The following is a 21,305-nucleotide window of genomic DNA, read 5'->3' as shown; positions in this document are numbered from 1 at the left end:
CGAAGGGCGGATAACAAGCGCTGCGCCCCGGACACGTGCTTCGACAGGCTCAGCACGAACGGGGTGGGTTAAGCCTTGGCGTTGCTGTGGTCGGCCGCATGGGCGGCGATCATCGCCTCGACCGGCCCGGGCGGTACGCTCGCTTCGCGCGGTTCGGCGCGGTAGCCGAGCGTGGCCTTGCCCTGCACCGGACCGGCGACGTCCGACACGAGGTAGAGCGGGCGACGCTTCGATTCCACGTACAATCGCCCGAGATATTCGCCGATCATCCCCAGCACGAACATCTGCACCGCGCCCAGCAGCACGACGATCAGCATCGTCGAGGTCCAGCCCTGTACCGCGCTGCCCGAAAAGAAGCCGACCGCGATATAGACGAACAGCAGCAGCGACAGGCCGGTGAGCGCCAGGCCGGCATGGCTGGCGAAGCGCAACGGTGCGGTGGAGAAGCCGGTGACCGCGTCGAACGCCAGCCGGATCATCTTGGCGAGCGGGTAATTGGTCTCGCCCGCGTGCCGCTCGGCGCGGTCATAGGCAAAGGGCACCTGACGGAAGCCGATCCACGCGACCATCCCGCGGATGAAGCGCGCCTGTTCGGGCAGCGACAGGAAAGCGTCGAGCGCCCGCCTGCTCATCAACCGGAAGTCGCCGGTGTCGAGCGGAATGGGCGTGTCGGTCAGGCGGTCGAGCATGCGGTAGAAGACCGCGGCAGTGAGCTTCTTGAACAGGGTCTCGCCCTCGCGCTTGCGGCGCACGGCGTAGACGACGTCGGCATCCTGCGCGGCCATCGTCGCGCGCATGTCGGCGAGTAGTTCGGGCGGGTCCTGCAAATCGGCATCGATGATCAGGATCTGCGCGCCGGCGCACAGATCGAGCCCTGCGGTCAGCGCCAGCTGGTGGCCGTGGTTGCGCGACAGGTTGATCGCCACGAGATGCGGGTCGGCGGCTGCCAGGCGCTGCATCGCCGCCCAGCTACCGTCCTTCGATCCGTCGTTGATCAGGACGATCTCGTAATCCTCGCCCACGGCCGCCCTGGCGGCGCCGGAGATGCGCGCGTGCAGGATGTCGAGGCACGATTCCTCATTGTAGCAGGGTACGACGACGGACAGTGCAGGGCGGTTCATGCGGGTCCTGCTACTCCTTTGGCTCCATCGGGAGCAAGAACGATGGTGACATGCCTAGCCAAACATCCCGCGCCGTCACCCCGGACTTGTTCCGGGGTCCACCGTGCCTCGATGGACATGCGCCCGTTGATGAGTGGACCCCGGAACAAGTCCGGGGTGACGGGGTGGTTGGGCGTGCTCCCCGCGCCTTACGCCTTAAGCCTGCGCCGCGGCCCTTGCGCGTTCCTCGACCAGGCGTTCCAGGATCGTCAGCGGTACGGCGCCGTCGCGCAGCACTTCGTGGAACTGCTTCACGTCATACTTGGCGCCCATGATCTTCTTGGCGTTGTCGCGCGCGCGCAGCCAGCTGATATGGCCGAGTTTGTAGCTGCAGGCCTGGCCGGGCATCGTGCAGTAGCGCTCGATCTCGCGCTGCGAGCGGCCGCGGGCAAAGCCGACGGTGGCGACGAAATAGTCGGTCGCCTGCTCGCGCGTCCAGCGCTTGGTGTGGATGCCGGTGTCGACGACCAGCCGTGCGGCGCGGAACAGGAAGCTTTGCAGGTAGCCGGCACGCTCGATCGGTCCGGCATAGCCGCCCAGTTCGTCGGCCAGCTGTTCGGCATAAAGCGCCCAGCCTTCGACATAGGCGCCGAAGAAGGTGAACTTGCGCAGCAACGGCGTCTTGAGCGCCGCGACGGTGCTGAGCTGCAAGTGATGGCCGGGCACGCCTTCGTGATAGGTAAGCGACGGCAGCGTGTATTTCGGCCAGTCGCCGACGCTCTTCAAATTGATCCAGTAGATTGCCGGGCGCGAGCCATCGATGGCGGCGAGATTGTAATAGCCGTTGGAGGCGCCGTCCTGGATCTCGACCGGGACGGCGCGGATCTCGAGCGGGGCGTTGGGCGGGTTGATGAATGCCTGGGGCAACTTGGCCTGCATCGCCGCCACCCCGGCATTGAGGCCGGCGATCAGCTCGGCGCGACCGGCGGCGCTGTCGGCATAGAGTTGCGCGGGCTGCTTGTTGAGGACGGTCAGCCGCTCGCCGACAGTGCCCTGCGTCAGACCCTGGCTTTTCAGGATCGTGTCGAGCTGGGCGGTCAGCTGTGCCACCTGTTCGAGCCCGATCTTGTGCACCTCGTCCGGCGTGAAATCGGTCGTGGTCGCGCCGGCCAGTGCCGCGGCGTAGATTTCGTCGCCCTTGGGCAGGCGCCACAGGCCGGCCTTGTCGCTGGCGGTGGTGCGCAATTGCCTGACCAGCGCGATCTGCCGGTCCAGCGCGGGATAGACCTTGGCGGTGACGATGTCCGCCGCGCGCTTGCTCCAATCGCCCTTCAGACCGGCGGCGGCGGCGCGGGTGGCGACCGAGGTGACGAGGCTGCTGGCGGCGGGTGCCTGGCTGCGCAGCGCGGTCATCTGTCCGAGCGCGAGATCCAGCGAGAAATCGGGCGCGAGGATGCCGCGCGCCGCTTCGCTGCGCTGCATCTCACTATCCTGGTCGAGCGCGGTGGCGAAGGCCGACAAGCGCGCCAGATAGGCCTCGGCGTCGGCGGCGGTTTTGATCGTGTGCTGCGAATTGAGGAAATCGGGCACGTCGAAATAGGCGCCCTGCTGCTGCGTGATCGTATAGGGGCGCACTGCCGATCCGACGCCGAACTTGGCCGGGCCGACCGTCTGGCTGTTGAGCGAATACAGCACGACTTCGCGGTTGAGCTTGCCGGCGGCGGACAGCGTGTCGGGCTTGATCGCTTCGATCCGTGCAATCGAGTTGCGCGTGCGGGTGAGATCGGCGCTGCGCCCGGCGGCGGAACGATCGTCGAGCCGCGACTTCAGCGGCGCCAGCGCGCCCTTATCGAGCCCGAAGCCAGTCGCGCCTTCGGGCGATTCGAGCAGCCCTTCGTCGAAGATCTTGACGAACAGGGCATCCAGCGCAGCGTCGCCAGCGGTTGCCGTGGCGGCAGTGGCTAACCGCGGCAGCAGCGAGAGCGCAGTGGCGGCGGTGCCGGAGGCGAGGAAATGGCGACGATCCACGGTAATTCCTTTGCGAGTGTTACCTCAGCCTAACACACGGTCCTGCTTCGGCAAGCTCACACGCGCTCGACGGCGTTGACGGCGTCGGCGGCACGGAGCGCGGCGATGACGCGGGTCAGATGCTGCACGTCGTGCACCTCGACGTCGATCACATTGGTGTGGATGCCGGTGTCGCGATTATCCAGCCGGATGTTGACGATGTTGGCCTTTTGCGCGCCGATGATCGTGGCGATCGTGCCGAGCGCCCCCGGCTCGTTCTTGACCTCGACCGAGATCCGGCCGGTGGCGCCCTCGGTTTCGTCGCCCCAGGCGAGATCGACCCAATCGGCATCGTCGGCGGCGGCAAGCAGCGGGCAATCGATGGTATGCACCTCGATCCCCGCATCCTCGCGGCGCAACCCGACGATGCGGTCGCCGGGGACGGGATGGCAGCATTCGGCGAGATCGTAGGCGACGCCCGGCGTCAGCCCGCGGATCGAGATCGCGCGCGATTGCGGCGGCAGCTGGCGCAGCGCATCGGCGCCGGCGGAGCCCGGCATCAGCGCCTCCATGACCTGCGCGTCGGTAATGCGCCGGCGCCCGATCGCTTCCATCAGCGCGCCCTGATCGGGCAGCTTCAACCGCTTCAACGCGGCGTCCTGCGCGTCCGCGGCGATCGTCGCCGGCAGGCGGCTGACGATTTCGTCATAGATCTTGCGGCCCAACGCCTGGGTCTCATCGCGCTCCTTGTGGCGCAAGTGACGGCGGATGCCGGCCAGTGCCTTGCCGGTAATCGCGAAATTGAGCCAGGCCGGCTGCGGCTCCTGCGCCTTGGAACGCAGGATCTGCACCTGATCGCCATTCTCGATCCCCGTGCGCAACTGCACGACGCGGCCGTTGATCTTGGCGCCCACCGCCTGGTCGCCGAGATCGGTGTGCACGGCATAGGCAAAGTCGATCGGCGTCGCGCCCTTGGGTAGCTGGATCAGCTCGCCCTTAGGGGTGAAGGCGAAGATGCGATCGGCATACATCGCCATCTTGGTATGCTCGAGCAGTTCCTCGGGGCTTTCCGCCGTATCGAGGATCTCGACCAGGTCGCGGATCCAGCTGACCTGCGTCTCGGGCTTTACCTTATCCTGCTTGTACGCCCAGTGCGCGGCGAGCCCCAGTTCGGCCTCTTCGTGCATGTCGCCGGTGCGGATCTGGATCTCGACACGCGAATTGTCGGCGTGGATCACGGTCGTGTGCAGCGAACGGTACCCGTTGCGCTTGGGCGTGGAGATGTAATCCTTGAACCGCCCCGGCACCATCGGCCAGCGGCGGTGGATCTGCCCCAAAGCGGCGTAGCAATCCTCCTCGGTCGGCACGATCGCGCGGAACGCCATGATGTCGCTCAGCTGCTCGAAGCTGATGTGCCGCTCGGCCATCTTCTTCCAGATCGAATAGGGGTGCTTCTCGCGTCCCGAAATGTCGGCGTCGATGCCGTGGCGGCTGAGCAGCAGCTTGAGGCCGGAGCCGATCTTGGCGATCCGGTCCCCGCCGCCGCCGGTCTTCAACTGCTCCAGCCGGCGCGTGATCGATTCGTACGCTTCGGGTTCGAGTTGCGCGAAGGCGAGCGTCTGCATCTCCTTCATGAACTCGTACATCCCGATCCGCTCGGCGAGCGGCGCGTAGATGTCCATCGTCTCCTTGGCGATGCGACGGCGCTTCTCGGGCTTGGCGATGTGATGCAGCGTGCGCATGTTGTGCAGCCGGTCGGCGAGCTTCACCAGCAGCACGCGGATATCGCCCGACATGGCGAGCAGGAACTTGCGCAGATTCTCCGCCGCGCGCTCGTTTTCGGTCTGTGCCTCGATGCGGCTGAGCTTGGTCACGCCGTCCACCAGCCGGGCGACTTCGGGGCCGAACAACTGCGTGATCTGCTCGATCGTCGCGACCGTGTCCTCCACCGTATCATGGAGGATGGCGGTGGCGATCGTCTGGTCGTCCAGGTGCAGTTCGGTCAGGATACCGGCGACCTGGATCGGGTGGCTGAAATAGGGATCGCCGCTGGCGCGCTTCTGCGTACCGTGCGCGTTGACCGAGAAGACATAGGCGCGATTGAGCAGCGCCTCGTCCGCGTCCGGATCGTAGCTTAATACCCGATCGACCAATTCATATTGCCGCAGCATGTGACCCTCATGTGGCCGCATGCTGCTGCTTTGCAACAAAATGTTATCTGGCGCGTGCGTTGCACTTGGCAAGGGCCGCCTCGTCGAAGGCGTTCGCGCCGGCAGCGAAGCTCGACAGCGTGCCGACATGCTTGACGACTTGTTCGCACACGATCGCGTCGCGCGACGTCGTCTTGGCGGCAGCACAGGTACCCTCGGCGCACTTCCACATCACGCCGCCGCTGATCAGGCTGGGCTTGGTCGGCGCGGTGGCAGGCTTGGCGGTGTAATAGCCCTGCGCCTGCGCGGCGGTAGCGGAGAATAGCATAGCAGCACCGGCAAGGGCGGCGAACGAAAGACGGGACATGGCGATCCTCCTGATGGTGCAGGGCACAATAAGTTTCTAAACGCCACTTAATCGGCCGTTGTAGGCGTTGCAAGATAAACCGACTTTTTCGGTCCCCTTGGTCGGCAAAAGTGCGTAGGCTGAATGGTTATGGACGATAAGCCACGTCAACCGTTGCGCGATCTTGCCGAATGCAGCCTGCCGGCGGCGTTGGAGGCGATGGGCGAGCGCTGGTCTTTCCTGATCTTGCGCGGGGCGTTCAACGGCCTGTACCATTTCGAGGAATTCCAGTCGCAGCTTGGCATTGCGCGCAACATCCTGGCCAATCGCCTGGCGCGATTGGTCGAGCATGGCATCCTGAAGCGCGATGCGCTGCCGGCGGATCGGCGCAAGATCGAATACCGCCTGACCGACAAGGGCGAGGCGCTGCTACCGACGATGCTGGCGCTCCGGCAATGGGGGGAAAGGTGGGAAACCGGCATGCCGTCGACGCCGGTGCTGGTGGACAATCGCGACGGGCGCGCGATCCAGCCGATCACCGTGCGCGCGTGGGACGGGCGGGTGCTGGGCAAGCGCGACCTGCATTGGGCGCTGCCGGGCGATGTGGCGGGCGATCCGGCGGCTGAGGCGGCGGAATAGTCAATTTCCGAGTAGCGCTTCCCGCCGTTCGTGCTGAGCTTGTCGAAGCACGTGCCCGGAACACGTCCTTCGACAAGCTCAGGACGAACGGTTTGCCTGAATTCGTCCTACTTCAGGCAGTGAGCAGCGTCTTCAGGAAGGCGCGCACCGGCGGCGCGTGGGGGACGGCGCGGGCGCTTGCCAGGTCGACGTTGACGACCACCATCTCGACGGCGCAGTGCAAGTCGCCGGTGACCGCGTGGCACAGGTGAAAGCGTTGCGTGAGGCTGGTGCCACCGACCTTGGCGATGGCCACGAACACCTCGATCTCATCGCCCCATTTGAAGGGTTTGAGGTAATCGATCTCCGTGTGACGGACGTTGAATTCGGTGTCGCGCCAATCAGGCAGCGCCTGGATCCCGGTCCATGGCCAGAATTCGGTCACCGCGACATCGACATATTCCAGATAGCGCGAGTTGAAGACGATCTTCTGCCCGTCGATTTCGGAATACCGCACCTTGAAGCGCGTGGAGAACGCAAAACCGTCCCTCACGCCGGCGCCGTCAACGTTCCGGCTTGCGCCGGCTGGCCGCCTGCGAAGCGCTCGGCGATCCACACCTCGGCATCGTTCCAGTCGTCGATCCGGGCGTGCGCATCGGGTGCCTTGGGGATGTTCACGGCAAGGGCCGGTTCGGCGATCATGTGCAGGCGGTGGACCTGCGGCGCGTGGCGGGCGACCGATTCGTGATGCACGGCCAGATCGTCGACGAACACGGTGACCGGATTGCCATGTTCGGCGACCAGCCTGGCCACGGGTTCGCCCTTGCCGCCCCGATTACATTCGACGCGATGGTCGATGCCGAACCTGGCGAGTTGCTCGATGCGCGGCAGGCGGCACTGGTCCTTGAGATTGGTGAGGATGACGATGTCCGCCACTTCGGCGAGCGCCGCGAGCGCCTCACGGGCATTGGGCACGAGCGTCTGCCGCTCCATCTCGGTCGGGAAGAAGCCGTCGAGCATGGTCCACATATCCTCGCGCGTCAGCGCGGGGCCGTCGCCCCGGCGCGTCATGCTGGCGGCAAAATCATCGCCCGGCGTGAAATCGATGTCGTGCGTCTCGCCCAGCCAGACGCCGAAATGGCGCACCATGTGCAGCAGCACTTCGTCGCAATCGGTGATCAGCAGCGGCTTCATGCGTCCAACTCCGCGCGGGCGGCGACCAGGGCGGCGGGTGATATGCCGAGCTCGCCGGCGCAGGCGATCAGATCCGGTTCGTAATTCTCCAGGAAGCCCAGCACCGCCGCCAGCACCGTCGGTTCGCCTGCGCGCGCGCGCAGATCCTGTGGGTCGAGCCCGGTCGTGTCGAGCAACCGCTGTGCGCGATCCGGCTCCGCCAGCGTCCAGATCAGCGCTTGCAGCGCCAGCTGTGCCGCGTCTTCGTTTGTCTCGCGCGCGCGCATTGCTTATCACTCTCGGGCTTAACGGTTAGGATGGCGCGGACGTGGCAAAAAGGGTGCTCGTTGTCGAGGACAATGAACTCAACTTAAAGCTGTTCTGCGACCTGCTGCGCGCGCACGACTATCTGCCTGAGGGTGTGCGTGACGGCCGCGAGGCGGTGGACCTGGCGCGCGATTTCCAGCCCGATCTGATCATCATGGACATCCAATTGCCGCATGTCAGCGGCTTCGAACTGATCGGGCAGTTAAAGGCGGATGAGACGCTGCGGCCGATCCCGGTAATGGCGGTTACCGCCTATGCGGGGCGTGAGGACGAGGAACGGATCAGGGCGGTGGGCGCCGACGCGTATGTGTCGAAACCGATCTCGCTGGCGCGGTTCGTGGAATCGGTGCGCGCGCTGCTGTAGGTTCGTTTCTGGACGCTGCTTGTTCCCCGGCGTAGGCCGGGGTCCAGTAGCGCGACGTACCGAACGGGCGCTGCGTGCGATCATGTCGACCTGCGCGACTGGGCCCCGGCCTGCGCCGGGGAACTGCCTTGCCGCAAGCCCACACGCAAAAAGCCGCAGGGGCTGCCCCTGCGGCTCGCGACCGGCCATAGCCGGGATCAAGTAACCCGCGGTAAGCGGCTTACTTGATCTTGGTTTCCTTGAAGTCGACATGCTTGCGCACGACCGGATCGTACTTCTTGAACGAGAGCTTCTCGGTCTTGGTGCGCGGGTTCTTCTTCGTGACGTAGAAGAAGCCGGTGTCTGCCGAGCTCAGCAGCTTGATCTTGACGGTTGTTGGCTTGGCCATGAGCCCAGTTCCTGAATCTGTAAAAAAGCAAAGAGCGGCGAACAAGCCGCCGCTCACAAGCCGCGCTCGTTGGCCCAAAGCCGTGTCCAAGTCAAGCGTCGGCATGTTCTTAGGCGGCTGTTTACCCCTATGGGCGCAGCGTGCCGCCATAGTCGAGAGGGCGGGCACATGACGCAAGCGCGGATCATAGACGAGCTCAGGATGCGAATCGGCCTGATCGACGCGCGAGTGACGCGCGGCGTGCCATCGGCGCTCGCGCACGAGATCGATGCGGTGCGCTGGATCGCGCTGCGCAACGGCATGCGTGCCGCGGTGGCAGTCGCGCAGGCGCTGGAGATGGCGCTCGCGCGCGGCGAGCGCGGGCCGCTCATCTCGGGTTGGCTCGATTTGTTGCACGACGCGGTCGGCAGCGAGCGGCATGATGAAGCGGCGTGCGACACGTTCCGCGCGGCCTGCTCGGTGCGGTTGTTCGGATAGCAATATGGATGCGTTGATGGCGGCGCTGGTCGCGGCGGCGCTGGCACAGGCAAGCGACAAGACGCCGTGGCTTGCCGGAATGCTCGGCACGCGATTCGCGCGACCGGTGGCGGCGATACTGGGCACGGCACTCGCGCTCGCCTTGGGCAACACGCTCGCTGCGCTGGCAGGGGTGCTGGTTGCGCATGAGATGTCGCCGAACGCGCGCGATTTATTCCTGGCGGTGGCGCTGATCTTCGCCGGCGTCGGGGCCTTCTCGCCGATCAAGCCGCCGGATCGTTTGGCGGGATGGAAGACCGGTGCCTTCCTCACCAGCCTGCTCGGCGTGTTCATCCTGGCGCTCGGCGACCGGAGCCAGTTCATCACTGCGGCGATCACCGCGCGCAGCCCGTCGCCCTGGCTGGCTGCGGCTGGCGCGACTATCGGTACGCTTGCCGTCAACATACCCGCGATCCTCGCCGGGGAAGAGGCGCGCGGGCAATTGCCGATCACGGCCGTGCGGATCGCGGTTGGCGTGCTGTTCCTGCTGGTCGGCGTGTATCTGGCGCTCGGGGCGATCAGACTGATCTAGAATTTGCCTCGATCTGCAGGGAGCTTCTGGCGTATCGGACCGTTATCGCAACGAACAAGGTACCGTGAAGGAACGCATCATGGCCGACACCGCTGAACCGTTGAAGACCCCAACCGACATCAAGAGCAATGCCGCAAAGTCCGTGGCCGAGGCGCTGAACGGCATTCTGGCCGACAGCTTCGCACTCTACCTCAAGACCAAGAACTTCCACTGGCACGTGTCGGGGCCGCATTTCCGCGACTATCACCTGATGCTCGACGATCAGGCGACGCAGATCCTGGACACGACCGATGCCATCGCCGAGCGTGTGCGCAAGACCGGCAATACGACCTTGCGCTCGATCGGCGACATTGCGCGCCACCAGACGATCAAGGACAATGACGAGACCTTCGTGCCGGCAGCGCAGATGCTGATCGAGTTGCGCGAAGACAATCTTCGGCTGGTCGAGTCGCTGCGCGAAGCCAAGGACATCGTCGACGAGGCGAAGGACAATGCCACCAGCGGCATTCTCGACGACTGGACCGATCTCGCCGAAGAACGCGCCTGGTTCCTGTTCGAGGCCAGCCGCAACGTCTGATCGCGGCTTGGCGGGCGGGAACCGGCCTGTCCGCTGCTTCGTTTCGACATAGCTAATCACGGAGGACGTCACATGCTGCGTTGGGCCATTATCTTTCTCGTCATCGGGCTGGTCATGTCGGTGCTCGGCTTCGGCGGGGTCGGCGGGGCGTTCGTCGGGATCGCCAAGATCCTGTTCTTCGTCGCTATCGCCATCTTCGTGATCTTCCTGGTACTCGCCCTGCTGGCGGGCAAGGGCATCAAGAACGCCGTCGACTAGGCCTCTCTGCGACGATGCGGTTCCCTTGTCGCCGCATCGTCGCTCCGGTCACGACATCATCATGCGCGGCGTTTCGAACATTGTCGTTCTCACCGGCGCGGGTATCTCCGCCGAGAGCGGTGTCCCGACGTTCCGTGGCCCGGGCGGCTTGTGGGAGGGGCATCGCCTTGAGGATGTCTGCACCCCCGAGGCGTTGGCGGATGATCCCGTGCTGGTGCATCGTTTCTACGACGAGCGCCGCGCGGCTTTGGAGAGTGTCGCCCCCAATGCGGCCCATGTCGCCTTGGCGCGACTTGACCGGGACTGGCCGGGCGAACTGCTCATCATAACGCAGAATGTCGATGACCTGCATGAGCGAGCGGGCGCCAGGCGAATGCTGCACATGCATGGCGAGCTGAAATCGTCGCTGTGTGCGGCGTGCGGCGATCGGCGCGCTTTGGCCGGGATGCTACCGCCGGGCGCGGTGTGCGATGTGTGTAGCGCGGCGGCATTGCGGCCCGACATCGTGTTCTTCGGTGAAATGCCGCATGACATGGAGCGGATCGAGGCGGCGGTAGCCAATTGCGATCTGTTCGTCTCGATCGGTACGTCGGGCGCGGTGTACCCCGCCGCCGGATTCGTCCGCACCGCGCGCTACTACGGGGCACGGACGCTGGAGTTGAACCTCGATCCCACCGCCGGGAGCATCTTCTTCGACGAGACGCGCCAGGGTGCGGCGGGCGTGTTGGTGCCGCAATGGGTAGAGGAAATGCTGGCTTGATCCTCCTTGGCACGGGGAGGATTTTAGTCAGTCTACCCAGTCGAGGCCCATGTCGCGGTAGACGTCGCGTTCCTCGTCCCAGCCGGGCTTCACCTTAACGTGCAAATAGAGGTGCACGGGGCGGCCCATGATGCTGCTCAATTCCTTGCGCGCCCGCGCGCCGATTTCCTTGATCCGCGTGCCGCCCTTGCCGAGCACGATCGCGCGCTGCGTCGGGCGTTCGACCAGGATCTGCTGGTGGATCTCCACCGATCCATCCTCGCGCTCGTTATATTGCTCGGTCTCGACCGCGCTCGATTGCGGCAGCTCGGCATGGAGCTGCAGGTATAGCTGCTCGCGCGTGACTTCGCTGGCCAGGCTGCGCTCGGTCGCGTCCGACACCTGGTCTTCGGGGTAATGCCAAGGCCCGGCCGGCATCGCCTTGGCGAGATGCGCCTTGAGATCGGCCAGGCCGTCGCCGGTGGTCGCGCTGACGAAGAAGGTCTCGGCAAAGGGGACGAGCTGGTTCAGCTTCTCGGCATGGAGCAGCAGCTTCGCCTTGTCGGCGAGATCGACCTTGTTGAGGATGAGGTATTTGGGCTCGGAGCGGCCGGCGATGCTCTCGGCGATCCCGGTCACCTTCGAGCCGAGCCCGCCCTTGGCATCGACCACCAGCGCCAGGATGTCGGCACCCTCCGCGCCACCCCAGGCGGCGGACACCATCGCGCGGTCGAGCCGGCGCTTGGGTTCGAAGATGCCGGGCGTGTCGACCAGCAGCAGCTGCGTGTCGCCTTCGATCGCCACGCCCATCAGCCGCACGCGCGTGGTCTGCGCCTTGGGGCTGACGATCGCGACCTTCTGGCCGACGAGTGCGTTGACGAGCGTGGACTTGCCGGCATTGGGCGCGCCGAGGATGGCGATCAGGCCGCAATGTGGGGTAGGTTCGGTCATCTGCCGGGGTTGGCGCATGGGGCGCCTTTGGGCAAGTATTTAGGTACTTGCGGAATGGTCTCGCAGGTCGATCAGGCCGCCGCGTTGTCGATGCCGAGCTCGCCCAATTTGCGGTACAGCGTGGAGCGACCGATGCCGAGGCGGCGCGCGACCTCCGTCATGCGCCCGCGATAATGGCCGATCGCCAGGCGGATGACATCGGCCTCGATCTCCTCCAGCGCGCGCAGATTGCCATCGGCATGGAACAAGGTGACGCCGCCGCTGGTCGCCATCGGCACCGGGCCGGGCGTCGTGTGGCGCTGTTCGCTGAGTGCCGCGATCTGCGGGAAATCGGCGCGGGTAAGCGCGGCACCGTCGCACAAAACGGCGGCGCGGAAGAGCGCGTTCTGCAACTGGCGGACATTGCCCGGCCAGTCATAGCCGCCGAGCAGCGCCAGCGCATCGTCGGTGATGCCGAGCGGCCGCAGGCCCGGCTGCTGCGCGATGCGGGCGAGCAGGTGGCGGGCGAGCGCGGGGATGTCGCCGGTGCGGTCCCGCAACGGCGGGATGGTGACTTGCACGACGTTGAGGCGGTAATACAGGTCCTCGCGAAAGCGGCCCGCCTCGACCTCCTCGATCAGCCGCTTGTTGGTCGCGGCGATGACGCGGACGTCGACTTCCTTGGCATGCCGCGCACCGATCGGCTGGATATCGCCGTTCTGCAGCACGCGGAGCAGTTTGACCTGTGTCTCGAGCGGCATCTCGCCGACTTCGTCGAGGAAGATCGTGCCGCCATCGGCCTCCTGGAAGCGGCCGATCTTGCGTTCGAACGCGCCGGTGAACGCGCCCTTTTCATGCCCGAACAGCTCGGATTCGACCAGATTGGGCGGCAGCGCACCGCAATTGACCGTGACCATCGGCTTCTTGCCGCGCGGGGAGGCGGCGTGCACCGCTTCGGCGACGACTTCCTTGCCGACGCCGCTTTCGCCCTCCAGCAGCACGGCGACGCGCGCGCGCGCCGCCTTGGCGGCGATGGCGAGTGCGGCGCGGAATTCGGGAGCGGAGCCGACGATCTCGTCAAAGGCGAGCAGGGCGGGAATCTTCTCGGACAGCGGCCGCAATTCGCCCGAGGTCTTGCCGGTGACCGCGGCATCGAGCGCGGCGAGCAGCCGTTCGGGGGCGAGCGGCTTGACCAGGAAATCGGTGGCGCCCGAGCGCATTGCGGCCACCGCCTGCGCGACCGAGCCGTTGGCGGTCAGCATGAGGAGCGGCAGCGCCGGGCGGCGGCTGCGGATTTCGGCGATCAATGCTGCGGCGTCGGCGTCGGGCGCCCAGTGATCGAGCAGGATCGCGTCGAGCTGCATGCCGTCCTGTGTGCCGAGCATCGCGATCGCCATTTCGCCGTCCGCGGCGAACACTGCACGCCAGCCGCGGCGCGCGGCGATCGCCGCGACGAGGCGGCGTTGCGCCGGCTCGTCGTCGATCAGCATCAAAAGGCGCTGTCCGTTGCGCGTCATTCGTTGGTCCTGTTCCGTAGCACGGTAACCGTAATCCAGCGGAGTAAAGACGGCCTTAAGCGTAGCGAGCCGCGCAGCGATGGGACTTGAGGGACAGGCGGGGGGCGGCTAAGCGAGAGCGACAACGATGGACGGGATATGAGGACATGGCGGGCAACGGCGATCTGAACGCGCACGAGCAGACTTATGGCAAGGTCATCGGCATGCTGAAATGGGGATCGGTCGCCACCGCGATCATCGTCGCCTTGGTGATCTGGCTGATCGCCTGAGCGGGCCGGCGGTGAAGATCGCAGTCCTCAAGGAACAGGCCGCCGGGGAAAGCCGCGTCGCCGCGACACCCGAGACGGTCAAGAAGTTCATCGCGCTCGGCGCCGAGATGGCGGTCGAGGCGGGGGCGGGCGTCGCCGCTTCCTGTGCCGATGCCGATTATGCTGCCGCGGGCGCTAAGCTGGGTGATCGCGCGGCGACGCTGTCGGGCGCGGATATCATCCTTGGCGTGCAGGGGCCGGATGCGGCATCGCTTGCCGGGGCCGCGCCAGGCGCGTGGCTGGCAGCGAGCCTTAATCCGTTCGTCGAACGCGCCCGTATCGATGGCTATGCCGCGGCGGGTATCGAGGCGCTGGCGATGGAATTCATGCCGCGCATCACGCGCGCGCAATCGATGGACATCCTGTCCTCGCAATCGAATCTGGCGGGCTACAAGGCGGTGCTGGATGCGGCGGCGGAATATGGCCGCGCTTTTCCGATGATGATGACGGCCGCCGGCACGGTATCCGCTGCGCGCGTGTTCGTGATGGGCGTGGGCGTCGCCGGGCTGCAGGCGATCGCCACCGCACGGCGGCTGGGCGCGCAGGTTTCGGCAACCGACGTGCGCTCCGCGACCAGGGAGCAGATCATGTCCCTGGGCGCCAAACCCGTGTTCGTCGAGAATGTCGTCGGGATCGAAGGCGAAGGCTCCGGCGGCTATGCCGGCGAGATGTCCCCCGAATATCAGGCGGCGCAGGCAGATTTGGTTTCGGGCCATATCGCCAAGCAGGATATCGTCATCACCACCGCGCTGATCCCCGGACGCCCGGCACCGCGGCTGATCTCCGCCGCGCAGGTGGCGAGCATGCGGCCGGGTTCGGTGATCGTCGATCTCGCGGTCGAGGCCGGTGGCAATGTCGAGGGCGCCGTGGCGGGGGAGGTGGTGACCGTTGGCGGCGTGAAGATCGTCGGGCATCGCAATGTCGCCGGTCGGCTGGCGGCGGATGCGAGTGCGCTGTTCAGCCGCAACCTGTTCAATTTCCTGGGCGCGTTCTGGGACAAGGAAGCGGGTAGGCCGGTGCTGGATGACGAGATCGGCGATGCGATCCGGCTGACCCAGGGTGGCGTGGTCGTCAGTCAGAGGCTGTTGGGCTGACATCGGCATGGCGATCGCCGAAAAGCTGCTGTAGCGTATGCGGTCAAATCCGCGCGACTGGCGGATCGACGACATCGCCGCGGTCTGTAATGGCTTCGGCATCGCTTGCACGCCGCCGCGCAAAGGCTCAAATTACAAGGTGAAGCATGTCGACATGGCCGAGATACTGACGATACCTGCGCACCGGCCAATTAAGCCGATCTATGTGCGTGAACTCGTCAGGTTCATCGACGCCGTGCGTGGAGCACGTTCATGAAGCCACTCGATTACGAGGTCGATATCCTGCCGTTGCCCGAATCCGACGGTGGCGGCTTTACGGCAATCGCGCCCGAATTGCCGGGGTGTCGATCTGATGGCGACACGCCACAGCAAGCGCTCGACAATATCTACGACGCGATCGCCTGCTGGATCGAGGCAGCGCAAGAAATGGGCCGCGCCGTCCCCGTGCCGCGCCGGGCGGCCGCCTGATGGGCCTGCTCAACGCCACTGCCGCGGATCCGCGCGAACTGATCGACAAGCATGGCGAGGCGCTGAGCGACGGCGAGACGGTGTATTTCGTTTACAAGACGGTGCGGGATTATATCGCCTTCACCAATTGGCGCGTGCTGTACATCAATGTGCAGGGGCTGACCGGCAGCAAACGCGAATATCTGACGGTGCCGTATCGCTCGATCACCGCTTTCTCGATCGAGACGGCGGGGACGTTCGATCTGGATGCGGAACTGAGCATCTATCTGTCGGGGCATGACGCGATCGAGTTCAAGGTCGGGCGCAATGCCGATGTGCGCGCGCTGCAGAGCTTCCTTGCGCAGAAGTTGGATCGATGAAGATCGGGCTGTCCTACAGCCAGCCGTCATGTCATCGTGCTGATGGTCGTACGCGGACAAAGTTGGTGAAGGCGAATCTTGCCGCGCGTTCAGCGAAACTTCCTCAACTTTGCCGATCTCGGAGCGCCTGAATGGACTTCATCTCGATCCTGTCGATCTTCGTCATGGCCTGCTTCGTCGGCTATTATGTCGTCTGGTCGGTCACGCCGGCGCTGCACACGCCGTTGATGGCGGTGACCAACGCGATCTCCTCGGTAATCATCGTCGGCGCGCTGATTGCCTCCTCGGCGGCGGGGATCGGTGGGACCGGGGCAATGTCGAAATGGCTGGGGTTGCTGGCGGTGGTGCTGGCGAGCGTGAACATCTTCGGCGGCTTCGCAGTGACCGCGCGAATGTTGGCGATGTACAAGAAGAAGCCGGCGGCGGCGGCCAAATAGTTCGTCGTCCCGGCGCGGGCCGGGATCCATCGTGCCGCATGCGCTGGTGAAGAGTTGGACCCGGCCTTCGCCGGGGTGACGGTTAAGGGGCTGACATGGAACACGTTGCGGTAAATCCCTGGGCGGCTCTGGCCTATCTGGTCGCCGGGGTGTGCTTCATCCTCGCGCTACGTGGCCTGTCGTCGCCGGCGACCTCGCAGCGCGGCAATCGCTACGGAATGATCGGCATGACGATCGCGGTGGTGACGACGCTGCTGACGCATGTGCCGACCATGCCTTTGGCGGACGGCGGCACCCTTATCGATGTGAAGACGGCGATCCAGATCCTCGCGGCAATCGCCATCGGTGCGGCGATCGGCATCGGCACCGCGAAACGCATCGCGATGACCGACATGCCGCAGCTCGTCGCCGCGTTCCATTCGCTCGTCGGCCTTGCCGCCGTGCTGGTTGCCGCCGCTGCGTTCCTCAACCCGCAAGCATTCAGCATCGTTGATGCCGCCGGCCAAATCCTCACCATCTCCCGGATCGAAATGGGCCTCGGCATTGCGATCGGCGCGATCACCTTTTCCGGCTCGGTGATCGCGTTCCTCAAGCTCAACGGCAATATGGGCGGGAAGCCGATCATGCTGCCCGGGCGGCACGTGATCAATCTTGCGGTGCTCGCCGGGATCGTCGGGCTGGTTGGTTATTTCACGCAGGACCAGAGCGCCTGGGTTTTCTGGACGATCACCGCACTCAGCTTCGCGATCGGCTTCCTGCTGATCATCCCGATCGGCGGGGCGGACATGCCGGTCGTCGTGTCGATGCTCAACTCCTATTCCGGCTGGGCTGCGGCGGCGATGGGCTTTACGCTGCACAATACGGCGATGATCATCACCGGAGCGCTGGTCGGCTCGTCGGGCGCGATCCTCAGCTACATCATGTGCAAGGCGATGAACCGCAGCTTCATCAGCGTGATCGCCGGCGGCTTCGGCGCGGAAGCGGCGGCCGAAGGCGGAGAGGCGAAGGAACAAAGGCCGTGGAAGCGTGGCTCGGCCGAGGATGCCGCGTTCCTGCTGCAACAGGCCGAGCAGGTGATCATCGTCCCTGGCTATGGCATGGCGGTGGCGCAGGCGCAGCACGCGCTGCGTGAGATGGGCGACAAGCTCAAGGAACATGGGGTTCGCGTGAAATATGCGATCCACCCGGTCGCCGGGCGCATGCCGGGGCATATGAACGTGCTGCTCGCCGAGGCCAACGTGCCGTATGACGATGTGTTCGAGCTGGAGGACATCAACGGCGAATTCGCCCAGACCGACGTCGCGTTCGTGATCGGCGCCAACGACGTGACCAACCCGGCGGCAAAGACCGACAAGAGCTCGCCGATCTACGGCATGCCGGTGCTCGACGTGGAGAAGGCCAAGACGGTGTTGTTCATCAAGCGATCGATGGGCGGCGTGGGCTATGCCGGCGTCGACAACGATGTGTTCTACATGGACAATACGATGATGCTGCTGGCGGATGCGAAGAAGATGGTCGAGGAAATCATCAAGTCGCTCGACTGATCTCAGCGGACGTACAAGGCGATTTGGTCCATTCCGGTGGTTGATCGGGCGCTCGTTGGTGGATCCTGCCTGCGCCGGCGGATTGCTTGCCAGAATGGATGTAAACTGCCGCGCTGGATCGCGTAGAATGCGTATTTGGATGTGGCGACGGGGGCAGGCAGGGGGCGGATGATGAACGGTGAGTGGCTTGAGCAGAGTCCGAGCTATGCGCGCAGGCTCGGCTCGCTCGTCGTGGCGGATAAAGCGGCGGCGCAGGTTGCCGGCGACCTGGTCGAACTGAGCGGCGCTCGTGTCATCAAGCGGCTCGACTGGCATGCCGTGACGGACGGCGCGTGGGACGATTACGGCGTTGCCGACCTGGTGCAGATCGATGCCATCGGAGTCCCCGACACGATGCTCGACAGCGCGTTGCCGATCCTGGACACCTTCGCCCGCGACAAGGCCGCGCGGATCGTCGCCGGCATCGAGGAACGGCAGATCGATCTGGTCGCCGCCCACCTGTACGGACGGCACGTGCAATTGCTGGTGGCGCCGAGCCAGGCGGAGCATATCGCCGCGCTGGCGATTGCCGGCAGCATGCGGCCCGATCTGCTCGCCAACGAGGCGGCGCGCGATGCCGAGGCGATACGGTTGCGGCGACTCAACGAGGAAGTGGCGCGGATCGCCGAGACGCTGGCGCGGCTGACGCGAGACGATTCGCTATCCTTCCCACGGCCTACTTTGGCGGTGACGGATCGCAAGCTCGGCTATGGCGCGCAACCCCATGCCGACGAGGCGACGGCGTCCCCCCAGGAGATCCGCCAGGCGATCCGCTCGCGGCGTTGCGCTCGCAATTCTTCGACGAAGGGCTGTTCGAGGATCCCGCGTGGGACATGCTGCTCGATCTGTTCGCGGCCGAGCTGGAGCGCGCGCAGGTATCGGTATCCAGCCTGTGCATCGCCGCGGCCGTTGCGCCGACGACCGCGCTGCGCTGGATCGCCAAGATGACCGACGCCGGCCTGTTCCTGCGGCAGCCCGATCCCTTCGACCGCCGCCGCACGTTCATGGCGCTGTCGGACAAGGCGCTGGAGGGCATGCGGCAATATTGCGCGGCTGTGCGGCGCGCGGGGCTGTCAATCGCCTGACTCCATCGCGGATTGACGGCGCGCGCAGAAGGCGCGATAGCGCGCGGACCCGGTTTCGGGCGATTAGCTCAGTTGGTAGAGCGTCTCGTTTACACCGAGAATGTCGGCGGTTCGAGCCCGTCATCGCCCACCATTTTCGATCAGAACCGCGAGCCGCGGCCCTGGCGATATGGATTCCGCTTGCGGTCTCCACCAGCGTCGACTCCGCTCCATAGATTTCGATCGCGTCGTCGCGAACGATGACCTTTTCTATCAGCGAATGGATAAGGCAACGTCGTTGTCTCGCGTCGGCGGCCTTGAGCAACCCGTGCATCTCGGAGACCTTCGACATCGCTTCTTCCGAAGACAGAGGTCGGACGGTCTCCGATATTAACCTCTGCGTTGCCGCAATCTGCCGCTTAAGGCTGGCGGTCTCCTCTCCGAGCGCATCAATCTTGGCCCTGGAACCCGAGTGGCCTTCCAGGCCGTCCCAGCGGCAACTTCCCAGAGATTGTCCTCCCTCGCTTGGCTCCGCTAAACTGACGTTTGAGTTGCTGAAGCCGACTTGATGCCGCAGCCTTGGCTGAGTGTTGGCAATCGCAGGCACGAGCAACCGTCTCGCGTACACGCGCTGGCGTCGGGAGCTCCATCGACGCCTTATCGATGACCGCGTCATCCAGTTCATCCCGAGAACTCGAAATGACTCTGCCACCGGGACACTTACCGCGATTCAGTCTCTGGGCGCATTTGTAATAATGATGGATCGAGTAGTGCCGCCCACAGATCCGGCGCGGTGCGGGTCTCGACCGCGATGTCGGGGCCGATCGCGCGCTGGATCAGATCGACCATCCCCCTGACCAGGGCGTCAACATTGGTCGAACGCAGGTCTAGCGGCTGCCGGTGCGAGAAGGCAAGCAGGCGTTGCGTAAGCGCGGCTGCGCGTCTTCGCGGGCATCGCCGTCTATGCGGCGACCAAGTCGGCGCTAGAGAGCTTCACCCGCGGTCTGGCTCGCGAGCTGGGCTCTCGCGAAATCACCGTCAATCTGGTTCGCCCTGGCCCGATCGATACCGACATGAACCCCGCCGACGGGCCTCTTGCGCCTTCCATTCTTCCGAGCCTCGCTATCGCGCGCTACGGCAAGGCCCGGGAGGTCGCCGAAGCCGTTGCGTTTCTCGCCGGGCCGGGTGCTGCGTACGTGACGGGCTCGGGGATTCTTGTCGATGGTGGCATCGCTGCGTAAGGCCGGGCCCGTCATTAGTGATCGCCGGACTTGCGGCCCCTCCCATCACGAGTAGCGTATCGACATGAACGACCAGAAAAAAGGCGTAGTGGTTCAAGGCCGCCTGATCCCCTTTCCCTCGTCGATCAGCGCAGAGGCACACGCCAGTCTGGCGCGACTGGTCAACGACGATGGTGTTACGGTGAACGCGCTCCACACCATGCCCTTGCCCGAGGATCATGCCGGCTGGATGCAGATCAAGGCGGCTGTTGACGGACAATATGCGGCGGCGGTGAAAGGGCTCGCCGGCACGCTGAGCGCCAGCGTTGAGACGATCCGAAGCGGTGAAGCCACCCTCTACGTCGCGACGCCCGAGACCATGGCCAAGCCGGACTGCGCCTATCTGGACTTTCATGGCGGGGCCCTGGTGTTCGGCGGCGGCGAGGCGTGCCGCGCGCAGGCGCGGATGCAGGCGGATCAGCACGGGGCGCTCTGCTACGGCGTCGATTACCGGATGCCGCCCGAGCATCCCTATCCAGCGGCGCTGGACGACGCGATGGCGGCATATCGCTATGTACTGAACCGCCAAACGCCATCACGCGTCGTCGTTGGCGGGCGATCGGCGGGCGGCAATCTGGCGGCGGCGATGCTCCTGCGCGCGAAGGACGAAGGTCTTCCTCTGCCAGCAGGACTCATCCATCGATGTGACCGACTGGGTCTTCAGCCTCACCGACGCAGAGTACCGCGCCTGCTCGAAGGACCACATTGCCGCAGCCGCGACCCACGCGCCGGACGGTCGACGGATGTCGATCAACGTTGAGCATGTCGGGCGGCTCGTCGTGCAGCATTACATCGAGGACATTGCCGAGCGCCATCACTGCCGCCTGCTTTCTCTCAGCGAGACGTTCGGACCCTCGATCGACGAAAGAGGCACCGCCGACGTGATCTGGGAGTTCTACCTAGACCGGATCGACGACAAGACGACGCGCTTCACGAACTACGTGCGGTCCTCGGCGACAGCTGGCTGGGAAGAGGCGCTCTCGCGCGAAGGCGTGACTCTCGATCAGGCTCAAAACCAAGCGCAGAAGGTAATCTCCGCACACAACGAGGAGGAGACCCCCCTCTTCGCTAAAGACATCGAGCGGAAGGCTAAACAAGGGCGGTGGCTGAACCCCGCATAGGCGAGAGGTCGTCGCGATTCTCTGCCGTCACGACCTGTCAATCGGCTTC

At 65.1% G+C, this 21,305-nt stretch carries 30 protein-coding genes and 1 tRNA gene; 20 read left to right on the top strand and 11 right to left on the bottom strand.

The window, feature by feature from the left end:
- Positions 1-68: 68 nt before the first annotated feature.
- The 4 genes from NV382_RS10495 to NV382_RS10480 all read right to left on the bottom strand — a co-directional run bounded on the left by NV382_RS10495 (position 69) and on the right by NV382_RS10480 (position 5,624).
- Positions 69-1,121: a glycosyltransferase family 2 protein gene (locus NV382_RS10495; RefSeq protein WP_260596703.1), complete on the bottom strand. Its 1,053-nt coding sequence runs from the start codon at positions 1,119-1,121 to the stop codon at positions 69-71.
- A gap of 195 nt (positions 1,122-1,316) precedes the next feature.
- The gene (locus tag NV382_RS10490; RefSeq protein ID WP_260596702.1) at positions 1,317-3,128 is read right to left on the bottom strand and encodes a DUF885 domain-containing protein; all 1,812 of its coding nucleotides are present in this window, start codon (positions 3,126-3,128) and stop codon (positions 1,317-1,319) included.
- A gap of 56 nt (positions 3,129-3,184) precedes the next feature.
- Positions 3,185-5,278, bottom strand: coding sequence for a RelA/SpoT family protein (locus tag NV382_RS10485; RefSeq protein WP_260596701.1), 2,094 nt, complete (start codon positions 5,276-5,278; stop codon positions 3,185-3,187).
- Positions 5,279-5,321: 43 nt separating this feature from the next.
- Positions 5,322-5,624, bottom strand: a complete 303-nt coding sequence (locus tag NV382_RS10480; RefSeq protein ID WP_260596700.1) for a CC_3452 family protein — start codon at positions 5,622-5,624, stop codon at positions 5,322-5,324.
- Between the two features lie 129 nt (positions 5,625-5,753).
- Here NV382_RS10480 and NV382_RS10475 point away from each other — a divergent pair, with 129 nt between their 5' ends.
- Positions 5,754-6,242 carry a winged helix-turn-helix transcriptional regulator gene (locus NV382_RS10475; RefSeq protein ID WP_260596699.1) on the top strand — a complete coding sequence of 163 codons (489 nt, stop codon included), beginning with the start codon at positions 5,754-5,756 and terminating at the stop codon, positions 6,240-6,242.
- Positions 6,243-6,354: 112 nt separating this feature from the next.
- On the opposite strand, the gene NV382_RS10470 is transcribed toward NV382_RS10475, so the two are convergent.
- Genes NV382_RS10470 through NV382_RS10460 form a run of 3 tightly spaced genes read right to left on the bottom strand, consistent with a single transcriptional unit; the run spans position 6,355 to position 7,681 of the window.
- Positions 6,355-6,774 (bottom strand): acyl-CoA thioesterase, encoded by a 420-nt coding sequence (locus tag NV382_RS10470; RefSeq protein ID WP_260596698.1) that lies wholly within the window; start codon positions 6,772-6,774, stop codon positions 6,355-6,357.
- A complete protein-coding gene (locus NV382_RS10465; RefSeq protein ID WP_260596696.1) occupies positions 6,771-7,415 on the bottom strand; it encodes an HAD family hydrolase in 645 nt (214 codons plus the stop codon). The genes NV382_RS10470 and NV382_RS10465 overlap by 4 nt, the downstream gene beginning before the upstream one ends.
- Positions 7,412-7,681, bottom strand: a complete 270-nt coding sequence (locus tag NV382_RS10460) for a DUF3572 domain-containing protein (RefSeq protein WP_260596695.1) — start codon at positions 7,679-7,681, stop codon at positions 7,412-7,414. The genes NV382_RS10465 and NV382_RS10460 overlap by 4 nt, the downstream gene beginning before the upstream one ends.
- 41 nt (positions 7,682-7,722) lie before the next feature.
- Here NV382_RS10460 and NV382_RS10455 point away from each other — a divergent pair, with 41 nt between their 5' ends.
- Complete coding sequence (locus tag NV382_RS10455; protein ID WP_260596694.1) at positions 7,723-8,085, top strand: response regulator; 363 nt, start codon at positions 7,723-7,725, stop codon at positions 8,083-8,085.
- 220 nt (positions 8,086-8,305) lie between these two features.
- On the opposite strand, the gene rpmG is transcribed toward NV382_RS10455, so the two are convergent.
- Positions 8,306-8,473, bottom strand: coding sequence for a 50S ribosomal protein L33 (gene rpmG, locus NV382_RS10450; RefSeq protein WP_260596693.1), 168 nt, complete (start codon positions 8,471-8,473; stop codon positions 8,306-8,308).
- A gap of 201 nt (positions 8,474-8,674) precedes the next feature.
- Here rpmG and NV382_RS10445 point away from each other — a divergent pair, with 201 nt between their 5' ends.
- The 5 genes from NV382_RS10445 to NV382_RS10425 all read left to right on the top strand — a co-directional run bounded on the left by NV382_RS10445 (position 8,675) and on the right by NV382_RS10425 (position 11,116).
- Positions 8,675-8,950: a hypothetical protein gene (locus NV382_RS10445; RefSeq protein ID WP_260596692.1), complete on the top strand. Its 276-nt coding sequence runs from the start codon at positions 8,675-8,677 to the stop codon at positions 8,948-8,950.
- A 4-nt stretch (positions 8,951-8,954) separates the two neighbouring features.
- The gene (locus NV382_RS10440) at positions 8,955-9,521 is read left to right on the top strand and encodes a TMEM165/GDT1 family protein (RefSeq protein ID WP_260596691.1); all 567 of its coding nucleotides are present in this window, start codon (positions 8,955-8,957) and stop codon (positions 9,519-9,521) included.
- A gap of 79 nt (positions 9,522-9,600) precedes the next feature.
- Positions 9,601-10,098, top strand: coding sequence for a Dps family protein (locus tag NV382_RS10435; protein ID WP_260596690.1), 498 nt, complete (start codon positions 9,601-9,603; stop codon positions 10,096-10,098).
- A 72-nt stretch (positions 10,099-10,170) separates the two neighbouring features.
- Entirely contained in the window at positions 10,171-10,356 is a 186-nt protein-coding gene (locus NV382_RS10430; RefSeq protein ID WP_260596689.1) for a DUF1328 domain-containing protein, read from the top strand.
- A 61-nt stretch (positions 10,357-10,417) separates the two neighbouring features.
- Positions 10,418-11,116 (top strand): NAD-dependent deacylase, encoded by a 699-nt coding sequence (locus tag NV382_RS10425; RefSeq protein ID WP_260596688.1) that lies wholly within the window; start codon positions 10,418-10,420, stop codon positions 11,114-11,116.
- Between the two features lie 27 nt (positions 11,117-11,143).
- Here the strand turns inward: NV382_RS10425 and era are convergent, their stop codons facing one another.
- Together era and NV382_RS10415 are read right to left on the bottom strand one after the other, a co-directional pair.
- Entirely contained in the window at positions 11,144-12,046 is a 903-nt protein-coding gene (era, locus tag NV382_RS10420) for a GTPase Era (protein ID WP_260596687.1), read from the bottom strand.
- A 71-nt stretch (positions 12,047-12,117) separates the two neighbouring features.
- A complete protein-coding gene (locus NV382_RS10415) occupies positions 12,118-13,542 on the bottom strand; it encodes a sigma-54-dependent transcriptional regulator (RefSeq protein WP_260596686.1) in 1,425 nt (474 codons plus the stop codon).
- Between the two features lie 146 nt (positions 13,543-13,688).
- Between NV382_RS10415 and NV382_RS10410 the strand changes: the two genes are divergently transcribed.
- The 10 genes from NV382_RS10410 (at position 13,689) to NV382_RS10365 (ending at position 19,009) form a co-directional block, all read left to right on the top strand.
- Positions 13,689-13,811, top strand: a complete 123-nt coding sequence (locus NV382_RS10410; protein WP_260596685.1) for an aa3-type cytochrome c oxidase subunit IV — start codon at positions 13,689-13,691, stop codon at positions 13,809-13,811.
- Between the two features lie 11 nt (positions 13,812-13,822).
- A complete protein-coding gene (locus NV382_RS10405) occupies positions 13,823-14,944 on the top strand; it encodes an NAD(P) transhydrogenase subunit alpha (RefSeq protein WP_260596684.1) in 1,122 nt (373 codons plus the stop codon).
- 37 nt (positions 14,945-14,981) lie between these two features.
- On the top strand, positions 14,982-15,200 hold the full coding sequence (locus tag NV382_RS10400; RefSeq protein WP_260596683.1) for a type II toxin-antitoxin system HicA family toxin: 219 nt from the start codon (positions 14,982-14,984) through the stop codon (positions 15,198-15,200).
- Positions 15,197-15,412, top strand: coding sequence for a type II toxin-antitoxin system HicB family antitoxin (locus tag NV382_RS10395; RefSeq protein WP_260596682.1), 216 nt, complete (start codon positions 15,197-15,199; stop codon positions 15,410-15,412). Before NV382_RS10400 ends, NV382_RS10395 begins: the two co-directional genes overlap by 4 nt.
- Positions 15,412-15,771, top strand: coding sequence for a PH domain-containing protein (locus tag NV382_RS10390; protein WP_260596681.1), 360 nt, complete (start codon positions 15,412-15,414; stop codon positions 15,769-15,771). Before NV382_RS10395 ends, NV382_RS10390 begins: the two co-directional genes overlap by 1 nt.
- Positions 15,772-15,902: 131 nt before the next feature.
- Entirely contained in the window at positions 15,903-16,208 is a 306-nt protein-coding gene (locus NV382_RS10385) for a proton-translocating transhydrogenase family protein (protein ID WP_260596680.1), read from the top strand.
- Positions 16,209-16,303: 95 nt separating this feature from the next.
- Positions 16,304-17,752 (top strand): NAD(P)(+) transhydrogenase (Re/Si-specific) subunit beta, encoded by a 1,449-nt coding sequence (locus NV382_RS10380; protein WP_260596678.1) that lies wholly within the window; start codon positions 16,304-16,306, stop codon positions 17,750-17,752.
- A 171-nt stretch (positions 17,753-17,923) separates the two neighbouring features.
- Entirely contained in the window at positions 17,924-18,739 is an 816-nt protein-coding gene (locus NV382_RS10375; protein WP_260596677.1) for a hypothetical protein, read from the top strand.
- Positions 18,736-18,876 (top strand): hypothetical protein, encoded by a 141-nt coding sequence (locus NV382_RS10370; protein ID WP_260596676.1) that lies wholly within the window; start codon positions 18,736-18,738, stop codon positions 18,874-18,876. The genes NV382_RS10375 and NV382_RS10370 overlap by 4 nt, the downstream gene beginning before the upstream one ends.
- Before the next feature lie 57 nt (positions 18,877-18,933).
- Positions 18,934-19,009, top strand: a tRNA-Val gene (locus NV382_RS10365).
- Between the two features lie 566 nt (positions 19,010-19,575).
- Here the strand turns inward: NV382_RS10365 and NV382_RS10360 are convergent.
- On the bottom strand, positions 19,576-19,704 hold the full coding sequence (locus NV382_RS10360) for a hypothetical protein (RefSeq protein ID WP_260596675.1): 129 nt from the start codon (positions 19,702-19,704) through the stop codon (positions 19,576-19,578).
- Between the two features lie 86 nt (positions 19,705-19,790).
- Here NV382_RS10360 and NV382_RS10355 point away from each other — a divergent pair, with 86 nt between their 5' ends.
- From NV382_RS10355 to NV382_RS10345, 3 genes are all read left to right on the top strand, one after another.
- Positions 19,791-20,096: an SDR family oxidoreductase gene (locus NV382_RS10355; protein WP_312026779.1), complete on the top strand. Its 306-nt coding sequence runs from the start codon at positions 19,791-19,793 to the stop codon at positions 20,094-20,096.
- Between the two features lie 64 nt (positions 20,097-20,160).
- Positions 20,161-20,895, top strand: coding sequence for an alpha/beta hydrolase (locus tag NV382_RS10350; protein ID WP_260596674.1), 735 nt, complete (start codon positions 20,161-20,163; stop codon positions 20,893-20,895).
- Positions 20,879-21,256, top strand: coding sequence for a hypothetical protein (locus tag NV382_RS10345; RefSeq protein WP_260596673.1), 378 nt, complete (start codon positions 20,879-20,881; stop codon positions 21,254-21,256). Before NV382_RS10350 ends, NV382_RS10345 begins: the two co-directional genes overlap by 17 nt.
- The last annotated feature ends 49 nt before the right edge of the window (positions 21,257-21,305 follow it).

Source organism: Sphingomonas endolithica, from assembly GCF_025231525.1.
Classification (GTDB): domain Bacteria; phylum Pseudomonadota; class Alphaproteobacteria; order Sphingomonadales; family Sphingomonadaceae; genus Sphingomonas; species Sphingomonas endolithica.
The sequence above is the reverse complement of the archived record's forward strand: the minus strand, read 5'-3'. Positions and strand labels throughout refer to the sequence as shown.